Consider the following 12,135-nt stretch of genomic DNA (forward strand, 5'->3'; position numbering starts at 1 on the left):
TTCATTTTACGACTCAATATTAAGCGACGATATGCCCTGTGTTTCGTATTAAAAGGTTCTTTCGATAAACCAATAAATAGCGATAACGGCGATAAGCACACTTAACGGTATCACCACGTATTGTCTATATTGAGGTTTTTTAGCAAACCAGCGCGTCGCTAATAAAGCCAAGGCAATGACCGTTATTTGACCGAACTCAACGCCAATATTAAATGAAATCAAGCTACTGATATACTCACTCTTGGGTAAGCCCAGTTCAACAAGTACTGCTGCAAACCCTAAACCGTGCAGTAAACCAAAAGCAAAGATAATGGGTAAGCGCCACTTTGTCAGTTTGTGATAAAAAATATTCTCAATAGCCACGTAAGCAATTGATAAGGCAATAAGTGGCTCTACAATGCTGCTAGGAAGGTTGATAATACCAAAGATACCCAAAGCTAGCGTAATGGTATGGGCAAGCGTAAAGGCACTTACCTGCCAGAGCAGTGTCGATGTCTTAGTGGCTAATAAAAATAGCGCGAGTACAAAGAGAATATGATCAAGCCCTTGTGGCAGAATATGGACAAACCCCTGATAGATATACTCAACAATATTAAGCAGTTTAATTTCGGCTGTTGAAAGTTTACGTACACCACCCTTGATGTCATCAGTAGAAAAGTGATGGCTGTTCTGGCCGGATAGCACTAAAGATTTCTCTGAACGGCTAACTGTTAATAAGACATCCCCTAAAATAGGCGAAAATATCAAGGCTGCTTTTTTACTTTTTTGTGGCAATTGACCCTGCGAAAATAGCTTAATGATTTTATTTGGTGAGTCAGAGCCAAGTATTGCTTTTAATTCAAATACCGTTAGCCCTGAAAAAGGGGCAACAAGTACATTTTCTTCATCAATAATAAAAGCGCTTTGTTGATTTATCATTTGTAATATTTTTGAGAGTAATTGCTTTATTTCAATTAAAGAGAGGTTTTTCAGATAATTAATTAAATCTGCCTCATCTACTGATGATTTTTGATGACTTTTAATAACATGCAAAACATCAATATCGATACTAAGTTGGTAGTTATTCTCTACAAGTAAGTTTAGCTCTGCTTGGTTAGCTTCATTGGTGTGAGCATTCACTAGTGCAGGTGATAAAAGTAGTAATAGGGCAAAAGTTGTTTGTAAAAGGCGCGTAATCATAAAAGTAATATCAGCTAGTCATTGATAAAAAATAAAGCGACAAATTAACGTATTTAGTATGAAATTAACAGCGGTCAAATTATTATTTCAGTATTGAACTATTAACTTAAAAGTTTATACTGTGTTTGTATACAGTCTAGGTTGAGTTGTCCATAGCGAAAATATGCTTTATTTTTTCACAGCGAAATAAGGGACTTTTGATAAACATGATTACTATAATTAAAACATGACTAAAATATGACTCAAAGCCGAAAAATAATACATATAGATATGGACTGTTTCTATGCAGCTGTTGAAATGCGTGATAATGAGTCTTTACGTAATGTGCCACTTGCGGTCGGTGGTACAGGGCCCAGAAGCGTCTTGTGTACGTGTAATTACCAAGCAAGAAAATTTGGTGTTCGCTCGGCAATGCCAGCAATTAAGGCGATGCAACTTTGCCCTGAGCTAGTTATTGTTTCAGGAAGAATGGCTGTTTACCAAGAAGTTTCTGCACAAATAAGGGCGATATTTCAACGTTACACTCAGTTGATTGAACCATTGTCGCTTGATGAAGCTTTTCTAGATGTTACCAATAACAAAGAGTTTAACGGCAGTGCGACGCTTATTGCGGAGCAAATACGTCGTGATATTTTTAATGAGCTCAATCTAACCGCCTCGGCAGGTGTTGCCCCTAATAAATTTATCGCTAAAATTGCCAGTGATGAAAACAAACCTAATGGTCAATGCGTTGTTACACCCGCAGATGTTAGTGGTTTCGTTGAAAATTTACCGTTGAAAAAAATTCCGGGTATTGGCCCTAAAACCGCACAAAAGTTATTGGGTTACGGCTTTTCGTCATGTGCAGATATACGAGCAAGTTCTGTCGCCGTATTAACACCTATTGTCGGCAAGTTTGCGCCTGCATTGTACCAACGTAGTTTTGGTATTGATCATCGCCAATTAGAAACCGACAGAGTAAGAAAATCATTAGCGATAGAAACCACTTTTTCTCAAGATTTGTCTGGTGAAAAAGAGTGTGAAAGTGCCGTTGAGCTTTTATATGAGAAGCTTTTAGTGAGATTAGAAAAACATCAACATATGGTTATTAGTAAGCAAGGGATTAAACTTAAGTTTAATGACTTTACCCAAACAACAGTTGAACAGCAAAGCAGCCAATGTGATGAAAACACCTTTAAAAAATTACTGTTAAAAGCACTGCTGCGCAGCCAATCTAGGGGAATACGTTTAATAGGATTAACCCTAGGTTTTGCTGAGCATAATAATAAAGAAACACAGCAGCTTTGTTTTAGTTTATAACCGGTAGTGACTTGATCTGATGTCAGTAGCATTATTTTAGCTAATATTGTGCTTATTTGGGTTTAATGATTTCTTTAACCGCTAATTCTAATTTTGGATCGTCAATATTTGAGCCGGTTGATTTGAAAACAACTTGTCCACTTCTATTGATAAAAAAAGATGTTTTTATCGAATCGACACTTAAAATAATTTCTCCTGGTCAGTATGAGTTATTCTGTTTATAAAGCCTGTTTAAACTCATCGAATTATTTTTGCTTTCATGATGTACGGTTTGTGTGGTGCTGCAAGGTTCGTTGTTATTTTTACTCGACTTTTTCTTCTAAATGTTTATAAATTTAAATACCTCCTGTTTTTATTTAAAAAAAGCCCATCGTAGTAGATAGGCTTTAGATAGGTTTTAATTAGACTTTAGTTAAGAACACATATTATATTTATAAAACTATAAACCCAACACTTTTTTACCTTGCTTAAAGGTAATGTCAACGGGAATATTAGCCGCTTCAATACGCGCTAAGTCTTCTGCTAAATCGGCTTTAATGACACCGCTTTTTGCAACAAGTGCAGCTACACCCTCATAATCACCATTACCTTGTAGAGTTAAAATAAGCTCAGACAACGAATTAATAGCGGCAGTCATTTTATCAATGTTGACAGAGTATAACCCTTGCGAGTTACGAGTAAACGCCCCTTGCTCAGCAAAGTAATTAAACCGTACCATGTTGGCTTTACCGTGAGCAGATGTTGCGCCAAAGCGCACTGAACGGAAAATTCCCGCTAAGAAGGTTGTGTAATAATCTTGCAATGTACCTTCTTCAATGGCGCCTTTAATGAGTAACTGGCGGATCATATAAAGCCCAAGGATATCGGCTTTACCTTCTTCTAGTGCTGACGCATGTTCTTTTAATGATTGGCGTACTGTGCCCTTATCATTAATCGTATTTTTGATACCCAAACCATGGGCAACCTCATGAAACATCGTATTAGCAAAGAAGGCATTGAATGTTACATTTTCACGTTGCTCAGCAACGATTAAGGTACTAGCAATGGGTAACATAATATTATCGAACTTGGCTTGCATCGCATTCTTAAGCTGTAAACGGCGTGTACCTTTTTCTAACTGTACTTTTTCGTCATTGGGGAGATTAATCGCAATGGTTTTACTACCGGCATTAGAATGACCTGCATAATAAATGACGTCGTATGCGTTTAAGTCTGCATCAGAGCCGGGTACTTCTTTTTTATAGGCTTTTTTAACGGGTAAGTCTTTTTGTAATTCGGGTAAATATTCAGCATATTTAGCGAGTTTTTCACTCCAGGCTAAATCTTTAATGAGCACATAAGATTCAAAAGCAGCGCGGTAACCATAAAGCTGATCTTCGTAGGTTTCTATTGGGCCAATAACGACATCAATAGGATTGTTTTTCATATCCATCCAAGCAAAATCAGACGCTTGAAAGTCATCATGACGGATTGCTGTCGCACGTAAATTTAAGTAATTTGCAAATTCTTTATCATCAGCAAAGCTTGATGCTTTTTCCAATATAGCCGCAATACGATTAATGCTATCGCTATAAAGCTCAGAAAAAGCCACTGACGTTAATTGTCCATCGCTGGTACGCTTAACGACCGAATATAAGCCACTTTTGTCAGCAAAATCTGCTTGCTCAAATTCAGCTTTGGTTAAGTCATTAGGGTAAAACTCTGCGCCAGCCGCTTTTGCTTGATATCCAGAAAGGAAAGGTTTATCGCCATCTAATCTATCCCAAGGACCATAATTGATACGGGCAAATTCACGGACTTTTTCATCATCAATACTAGCAAGGAAGCTTGCTTTGTCTTCACCAAAAGCCTGTTGCCAGAAAAGTTCATCAATAATATCTGAAGCTTCAATAAGCAATACGATCATTTTTTTCTGGTTTTCAGACAAGTGGCTCAAATCAGCACTAAGTGTTACTGGCTTATATATGTCTAAACGACTTTTGGCTTCTGCTAATAAAGTAGGCGCTGAACGTGGTTGTTTATTATTTTCACTACAAGCGCTTAATAGGCTAGTGGCAAGCAAAAGGCCAGTAGCGAGTTTTGTTAGTCTCATTTTTATTCTCACGTATTTTTTGAATATGTATATATAACGCAAAGAGATTACCAAAAATGGCAGGATGCGCAAGGTCTTAATCTATGGGATGGGATCAGGTTTTAGTGAGTTTGTTTTATTGGCGGGGTAAAAAAATTAAATAATAGGCAAAAAAAAACCAGCATAAGCTGGTTTTTTAATTCAATAACAAAAATTAAAGCGCTTTAATAGCAGCGTTTAAACGACTCTTACTACGAGCAGCTTTATTTTTGTGAATAAGACCTTTGCTTGCAAAACGATCTAAGATCGGTTGTGCAGCAGCAAATTCTTTAGATGCTGTGTCTTTGTCACCAGCTTCAATTGCAGCGAGTACTTTTTTGAATAGAGTGCGCATCATTGAACGACGACTTGCATTATGTTGACGGCGTTTTTCTGATTGAACCGCGCGTTTCTTCGCCTGCTTTGAATTAGCCAAGGTGAACTCCTAAAATATGATTGTATATATAGCCTAAATTTAAGGCGAGGAAATATGCCTTTTTTTAGCTCGATTGTCAAACCTTTTACCGGTTTAATTTACTTAATAACGATGAATTTACTATTATATAATAATTATCATTATTGGTTACTAAATAATGGCGCTATTTTACCTGTTATTTACAGGATTTAAAATAGATTAAAAACTTCTTTGCATTTACTTGTTTATCACAGGTAAAAAGCTGCATAATATTAATGAAAAATTACATCTTGGAATATGATGATTTATATCGATTTATTGGAGCTATGCATTGAGTAAAAAATTAATAAAATCAGGTCTTATAGTGAGTTTTATGACCTTGATTTCTCGTGTGCTCGGCTTAGTTAGAGACGTTGTTATTGCGAACATTATTGGTGCAGGTTTAGCGTCTGATGTTTTTTTCTTTGCCAATAAAATTCCCAATTTTCTACGTCGATTATTTGCCGAAGGTGCTTTTGCACAAGCTTTTGTACCTGTATTGAGTGAATATCATACCAAAGATGAGGCCGATGGGCTGAGTTTGAAAGAAGGTGAAACACGTAAATTAATCGCTCAAGTTTCAGGCACCTTAGGTGTAATTGTTACCATAGTAACGCTTATTGGCATGATAGCCTCGCCGTTATTTGTGATTTTATTTGGTTTTGGTTGGTTTGTAGATTGGCTTAACGATGGTCCCAAAGCCCAACAGTTTGAGTTAGCCGCATCACTACTAAAAATTACCTTCCCCTATTTATGGTTTGTTAGCTTTACCGCACTTGCCGGCGCGATTTTAAATACTTTTGGTCGATTTGCTGTTTCTTCTTTCACCCCTGTTTTACTTAATGTTTGCATTATTGGCTGTGCAATCTACTTGTCACCCTTATTCGACAATCCTGCTTTTGCATTAGCTTGGGGCGTATTTTTAGGGGGCTTAGCTCAGTTCTTATTTCAAATACCTTTTTTAATTAAAGCCGGTGCCTTTGTTAAACCAAAATGGGCTTGGCACGCGAAAGGTGTAAAAAAAATCCGCAAACTTATTGTTCCTGCTTTGTTTGGCGTTTCTGTTACGCAAATTAATTTACTGCTTGATACCCTAATAGCCAGTATCTTAGTCACTGGCTCGATTAGTTGGCTTTATTACGCCGATCGTTTATTAGAATTTCCCTTAGGGTTATTTGGTATTGGTATAGCTACCGTTATTTTGCCCAGTTTAGCTAAATTGCATACTAAGCAAGACAAAGAAGAGTTTAGTGAGACGATTACTTGGGGCTTAAAAATTGTTTCTTTATTTGGCTGGCCCGCACTTGCAGGGTTAATGGTATTAGCTCAGCCGATTATTATGATTTTATTTATGCGTGGTGAGTTTTCTCAAGAAACTGTTTTACAAGTCTCTTATGCCTTATTTGCTTACCTGTCGGGTTTAATCAGCTTTATGTTTATTAAAATATTAGCACCGGCTTATTACGCACGCCAAGATACTAAAACCCCCGTTAAAATAGGTATTAAAGCGATGGCGGCTAATATGATTTTCAATCTGATGTTGGCACCTTTTTTTGGTTATGTAGGTTTGGCCATTGCGACAGCTATGTCGGCAACACTCAATGCGTTAATGCTTTACCATGGTTTAAAAAGTAATAATATTTTTGCATTGTCTAAAACAACGTGGTGGTTTTTTGTGCGGCTTATCTTTTCTGCAGGGATTATGGCAGTGGTTGTTTTTACGTTATCACCCCCGTTTACAGTTTGGTTAGCGATGGAAACCACCTTGCAAATTCAACAATTACTTATTTGCATTACTTTAGGTATGCTCAGTTATTTTATTTCTATTGCTGCACTGGGAATTCGAGTGAAAGATTTCAAAGTTAAAGTAACTGAAAAATAAATTGATGAAATTAGCTTCAGGTGCTGATTCTTAAGCCTGAGTGATATATAATTTATAGGTTTTTATTCATTAATGGCGACACTAGTATACTAATGTCAGTCAAATTTAGGTTTTTTAATTAAATGCAGTTAATACGCGGTATCCACAATATTCAAGCTGAAGATCATGGCTGTGTGTTAACCATAGGCAATTTTGACGGTGTTCATTTAGGACATGCTCGCGTTATAAAAGCTTTAATTGCAAAAGCTAAAGTATTGAATTGTACACCAGCAGTGATGATTTTTGAGCCTCAGCCGCAAGAGTTGTTTTCTCCTGAGACGGCTCCTGCAAGATTGACACGTTTAAGAGATAAATATTTTCTGTTGAAAAATTTGGGTGTAGAACGTTTAATTTGTGTTAATTTTCATCGAGAATTTGCCCATAAAAGCGCGTCAGAGTTTATCGAACTTTTATTAGTTCAACAGCTAGGCATTAAACATTTAATTATTGGCGACGATTTCTGCTTTGGAAAAAACCGTTTAGGCAATTTTAGTCTGTTGAAACAAGCCGGTGAAAAATTTGATTTTGCTGTTTCTGATACCGCAAGTTTCAAACTTGAAAATTGTCGGATTAGCAGTACTCAAATACGTAATGCTTTAGAGAATAATCAATTAGCTGACGCAGAAAGAATGCTAGGTCGTGCTTATTCTATTATCGGACGGGTTTTTCATGGTGATAAGCGTGGCCGAAAACTAGGGTTTCCTACCGCAAATGTTTTATTAAAAAGACGAGTTTCACCTATCTCCGGTGTTTTTGTGGTAAAAGTAAATACTGTTAAAGAATGCTTTTATGGTGTGGCTAATATTGGTTCAAGACCAACAGTGTCTGGTATTAGGCAGCAGCTAGAAGTACATATTTTTAACTTCAATGAAGACATCTATGGTCAAACCATCGAAGTGGTTATGCTAAATAAATTAAGAAATGAAATAAAGTTTTCATCACTAGATGAATTAACTAAGCAAATATCACAAGATAGTGAGCAGGCAAAAGCCTTTGTTCAAGATCTATAAGTAAACAGATACGTGAGTTAATAGTAAAATTGATATCAAGCCAATGTCGATTTTACTATTAACTTATTAGAGGCTAACCACCAGTTAGCGAATATAACAACGGATAATGATTTAAATGAGTGATTATAAACAAACCCTAAACTTGCCAGCTACTTCTTTCGCGATGAAAGGTAACATGGCAAACCGTGAACCAAATATGCTGAAAGAGTGGGCTGAAAAAGATCTGTACGGCCAAATTCGAGCGGCTAAAAAAGGTAAGAAATCATTTATTTTGCATGACGGTCCTCCGTATGCAAATGGTGATATTCACTTAGGTCATTCTGTTAATAAAATTCTTAAAGATATTATTGTTAAATCAAAAACGTTATCTGACTTTAATGCACCGTTCGTGCCTGGTTGGGATTGCCATGGTTTACCGATTGAATTAATGGTTGAGAAAAAAATTGGTAAACCAGGTCATAAAGTATCTGCCAGTGTCTTTCGAGAAAAATGTCGTGAATATGCAGCCAAGCAAGTTATTGGTCAGCGTGAAGACTTTAAACGCTTAGGGATTTTTGCTGATTGGGGAAAACCTTACCTTACTATGGATTTTGGTACTGAAGCCAATATCATACGTGCTTTAGGTAAAATAGCTGAGAATGGTCATTTACATCAAGGGTTTAAACCTGTGCATTGGTGTACAGATTGTGGTTCTTCTTTGGCTGAAGCTGAAGTTGAATACAAAGATAAACAATCGCCAGCGATTGACGTAAAATTCACTGTAGTTGACCAAAGTGTTGCTGATAAGTTTGATCACCCTGAAAATCATCAAGGTGAAGGTGAAGTATCGGTTGTTATTTGGACCACTACACCTTGGACACTTCCGGCTAACCGAGCAGTTTCTGTTAATGCCGACGTTGAATACACTTTAGTACAATGTGAAACCGAGCAGGGCAAAGTACGTTATATTTTAGCGTCGGACCTAGTGACCGCATGTATGGACCGTTTTGGAATTGATAAATATCATGCATTAGGGTTTTGTAAAGGTAGCGATTTAGATTTAGTGCAACTTAAACACCCATTTTATGATTTTACTGTACCAATGATCTTAGGCGAGCATGTAACGACTGACTCTGGTACGGGTTGTGTACATACAGCACCTGGTCATGGTGTTGAAGATTTCGTGGTGGGCAAAATATATAACCTTGAAGTAGCTAACCCTGTTGGCGCTAATGGTGTTTATTTAGAAGATACACCATTGTTTGCTGGCCAACATGTTTTTAAAGCCAATGCCAATGTCGTTGAAACATTGAAAGAACATGGCACTTTAGTACACCACCATGCAATAGAGCATTCTTACCCGCATTGCTGGCGCCACAAAACACCCTTAATTTTTCGTGCTACACCACAATGGTTTATTAGCATGGATAAAAAAGGTTTACGCCAAGATTCATTAAACGAAATTGAAAAAACGCAATGGATCCCTGATTGGGGTCAACGCCGTATCGAATTGATGGTTGAAGGTCGCCCTGACTGGTGTATTTCACGTCAACGTACTTGGGGCGTGCCAATGGCATTATTTATTCATCAAGACTCGGGTGCTTTACATCCACGCAGCATTGAACTGATTGAAACGGTTGCTAAGCGTGTTGAAGAAAAAGGCATTCAAGCATGGTTTGATTTAGACGCTGCTGAGCTTATTGGTGATGACGCTAAAGAATATATTAAAGTACCAGACACCTTAGATGTATGGTTTGACTCTGGAACGACTCATTACTCCGTTGTTAATGCACGTGAAGAATTTGATGGCGTTGCAGATTTATACCTTGAAGGTTCAGATCAACATCGTGGTTGGTTTATGTCGTCAATGATTTCATCGGTAGCGATGAATGGTAAAGCGCCTTATAAGCAAGTACTAACACATGGCTTTACCGTTGATACTAACGGTCACAAAATGTCTAAGTCATTAGGCAATGTTATTACACCAAAAGAAATCACCAGTAAGTTAGGTGCAGACATTTTGCGTTTATGGGTAGCTTCAGTTAACTATACGCAAGAAATTACTGTCTCTGATGAAATCTTTAAGCGTCAAGCCGATGCGTACCGTCGTATTCGTAATACCTCGCGTTTTTTATTATCAAACCTTAATGGTTTTGATCCTAAAACTGATTCAGTCGCTTTTGACGATATGGTTGCACTTGACCGTTGGGCTGTTGATAAAGCTGCACAACTGCAAAAAGAAATTGTTAGCGCTTATGATGACTACGAATTTAATGTTGTTGTTCATAAGCTGATGAACTTTTGTACCACAGAATTAGGTGGCTTCTATTTAGATATTATTAAAGACCGTCAATATACAGCGAAAGAAGACAGTAAGGCTCGTCGCTCTTGTCAAACCGCTATGTATTTAATCGCTGAAGCGATGACTCGTTGGATGGCTCCTATTTTATCTTTTACTGCACAAGAAATTTGGCAAGCGCTACCAACACCGTCAGGCGAAACGCGTGATGAATTCGTTTTTACCGGTGTTTGGTTTAATGGTTTGCCTAAGGCAGAAACAAGTAATACCTTAAACAATGATTACTGGAATGAAATTTTACTTGTTCGCACCGAAGTAAATAAAGCATTAGAAAATGCCCGTAAAGAAAAACAAGTGGGTAAAGCGCTTGAAGCAGCAGTTGTTTTATACACCAATGCAGAGCTTGCTGAAAAATTACAACAATTAGGCGAAGAACTTCGCTTTGTTTTGATCACCTCTAAAGCTACGGTTGAAGTGGTTGACAGTGCACCAACGGGCGCTTTAGCAACTGAGATTGAAGGCTTATGGTTAACGGTTGCACCAGCAACAGGCACCAAATGTGAGCGTTGTTGGCATGTAACTGAAGACATTGGGGAAGATGAAAAACATCCAGAACTTTGTGGACGTTGTATTACCAACATAGAGGGTGAGGGCGAGGAACGCCAATTCGCCTAAATATTTGTGTATTCTTTGCTATTTCATCCAAGAATTGCAGAAAAAGTACTCATCTAGTTAACTAGGCTGTGTACTTTAGCTTTATTCTTGAATGAACTAGCTTTGAATAAGCCAATAGTTCATCAATTAGTTTTGTTGAAAAGGCTTAGGTCAGACATTCAAAAAACATGCTAACTATCTTATTAGTTAAATAACAACAACTATTAGCACAGTAGAAATATGAAAATGAATAAACTTTTTACAGAAACGGGTTTTAAATGGTTATGGTTAACCGTGTTATTTTTGATTATTGATCAAGTAACCAAGCAACTGGTTGTTAACTCATTTGATTTATATGAGTCGATGAACATTTTACCTTTCTTTGATTTGAGATATGTACAAAACCCAGGGGCAGCCTTTAGCTTTCTTGCTGACCAAGACGGTTGGCAACGTTGGTTCTTTACCATTATTGCTGCTATTGCCAGTGTGGTTTTTTTAGTGTGGTTGGCTAAAACGCCAAAGAATAATGCACTATTAAGTATCGCTTTAGCGTTTATGCTCAGTGGTGCTGTGGGCAACTTAATTGACCGGGCATTATTTGGCTATGTTATCGACTTTTTAGACTTTTATATTGCCGATAATCATTGGCCAGCCTTTAATGTCGCAGACTCTGCTATTTTTATTGGCGCGGCATTGATGATTTTTGATTCCTTTAAAAATGGTGATTCAGCCAAAAAAACTGAAATTACTAAGACAAAAGTAGACGAGAAATAAAATGACAATGTTAATTACTGATAAATCTAAAGTTATCGCTCATATCACTATGAAATTATCTGATGGCTCAGCGGCAGACAGTACCAAAGTAAACAAAAAGCCTGCTAAAATTATTATGGGTGATGCCAGTATTTCTCCTGCCTTTGAAGCGCAATTGTTAGGCCTTGCCGCTGGAGATTCTAAAGAATTTACCCTCGAAGCAAAAGATGCCTTTGGCGAACCTAATCCAGATAATTTCCATTACGTTGATGCAGATAAATTTGGTAGTGACGTACCAGCAGAAGTGGGCAGTATCATTACTTTCACACAACCTGGCAATATAGAGTTACCTGGTATGGTCAAAGAAGTGATCGGTACATCGGTCACTATTGACTTTAATCATCCGCTAGCGGGACAAGCAGTAACATTTGTTATTGACGTTGTTGAAGTTTTATAATCGTTAACTCTTAGGACTTT

General features: G+C 37.4%; 9 protein-coding genes. 6 read left to right on the plus strand and 3 right to left on the minus strand.

The features are described from left to right. Nucleotides 1-48: 48 nt before the first annotated feature. Nucleotides 49-1,179, minus strand: a complete 1,131-nt coding sequence (locus H4J67_RS02325; RefSeq protein ID WP_182202765.1) for a HupE/UreJ family protein — start codon at nucleotides 1,177-1,179, stop codon at nucleotides 49-51. 237 nt (nucleotides 1,180-1,416) lie between these two features. Between H4J67_RS02325 and dinB the strand changes: the two genes are divergently transcribed. Continuing rightward, nucleotides 1,417-2,478, plus strand: coding sequence for a DNA polymerase IV (gene dinB, locus H4J67_RS02330; RefSeq protein ID WP_182176032.1), 1,062 nt, complete (start codon nucleotides 1,417-1,419; stop codon nucleotides 2,476-2,478). 439 nt (nucleotides 2,479-2,917) lie between these two features. On the opposite strand, the gene H4J67_RS02335 is transcribed toward dinB, so the two are convergent. Continuing rightward, complete coding sequence (locus tag H4J67_RS02335; protein ID WP_182176031.1) at nucleotides 2,918-4,570, minus strand: dipeptidyl-peptidase 3 family protein; 1,653 nt, start codon at nucleotides 4,568-4,570, stop codon at nucleotides 2,918-2,920. Nucleotides 4,571-4,763: 193 nt separating this feature from the next. Continuing rightward, the gene (rpsT, locus tag H4J67_RS02340; protein ID WP_070374488.1) at nucleotides 4,764-5,024 is read right to left on the minus strand and encodes a 30S ribosomal protein S20; all 261 of its coding nucleotides are present in this window, start codon (nucleotides 5,022-5,024) and stop codon (nucleotides 4,764-4,766) included. Between the two features lie 310 nt (nucleotides 5,025-5,334). Here rpsT and murJ point away from each other — a divergent pair, with 310 nt between their 5' ends. The 5 genes from murJ to fkpB all read left to right on the plus strand — a co-directional run bounded on the left by murJ (nucleotide 5,335) and on the right by fkpB (nucleotide 12,115). Next, entirely contained in the window at nucleotides 5,335-6,924 is a 1,590-nt protein-coding gene (gene murJ, locus H4J67_RS02345; protein WP_182176030.1) for a murein biosynthesis integral membrane protein MurJ, read from the plus strand. A 122-nt stretch (nucleotides 6,925-7,046) separates the two neighbouring features. Beyond that, a complete protein-coding gene (gene ribF, locus H4J67_RS02350) occupies nucleotides 7,047-7,973 on the plus strand; it encodes a bifunctional riboflavin kinase/FAD synthetase (protein ID WP_182176029.1) in 927 nt (308 codons plus the stop codon). Between the two features lie 115 nt (nucleotides 7,974-8,088). After that, the gene (gene ileS, locus H4J67_RS02355) at nucleotides 8,089-10,926 is read left to right on the plus strand and encodes an isoleucine--tRNA ligase (RefSeq protein WP_182176028.1); all 2,838 of its coding nucleotides are present in this window, start codon (nucleotides 8,089-8,091) and stop codon (nucleotides 10,924-10,926) included. 225 nt (nucleotides 10,927-11,151) lie between these two features. Continuing rightward, the gene (gene lspA, locus H4J67_RS02360; protein ID WP_182176027.1) at nucleotides 11,152-11,679 is read left to right on the plus strand and encodes a signal peptidase II; all 528 of its coding nucleotides are present in this window, start codon (nucleotides 11,152-11,154) and stop codon (nucleotides 11,677-11,679) included. A 1-nt stretch (nucleotide 11,680) separates the two neighbouring features. After that, the gene (gene fkpB / locus H4J67_RS02365; protein WP_182176026.1) at nucleotides 11,681-12,115 is read left to right on the plus strand and encodes an FKBP-type peptidyl-prolyl cis-trans isomerase; all 435 of its coding nucleotides are present in this window, start codon (nucleotides 11,681-11,683) and stop codon (nucleotides 12,113-12,115) included. The last annotated feature ends 20 nt before the right edge of the window (nucleotides 12,116-12,135 follow it).

Origin of the sequence: Colwellia sp. BRX10-4 (assembly GCF_014077465.1) — a bacterium.
GTDB lineage: Bacteria > Pseudomonadota > Gammaproteobacteria > Enterobacterales > Alteromonadaceae > Colwellia_A.

What these genes read in the sequence shown, in the direction of transcription:
- H4J67_RS02325 (WP_182202765.1), bottom strand. Translation starts at nt 1,179, where the DNA reads ATGATTACGCGCCTTTTACAAACAACTTTTGCCCTATTACTACTTTTA.
- fkpB (WP_182176026.1), top strand. Translation starts at nt 11,681, where the DNA reads ATGACAATGTTAATTACTGATAAATCTAAAGTTATCGCTCATATCACT.
- H4J67_RS02335 (WP_182176031.1), bottom strand. Translation starts at nt 4,570, where the DNA reads ATGAGACTAACAAAACTCGCTACTGGCCTTTTGCTTGCCACTAGCCTA.
- dinB (WP_182176032.1), top strand. Translation starts at nt 1,417, where the DNA reads ATGACTCAAAGCCGAAAAATAATACATATAGATATGGACTGTTTCTAT.
- ileS (WP_182176028.1), top strand. Translation starts at nt 8,089, where the DNA reads ATGAGTGATTATAAACAAACCCTAAACTTGCCAGCTACTTCTTTCGCG.
- ribF (WP_182176029.1), top strand. Translation starts at nt 7,047, where the DNA reads ATGCAGTTAATACGCGGTATCCACAATATTCAAGCTGAAGATCATGGC.
- lspA (WP_182176027.1), top strand. Translation starts at nt 11,152, where the DNA reads ATGAATAAACTTTTTACAGAAACGGGTTTTAAATGGTTATGGTTAACC.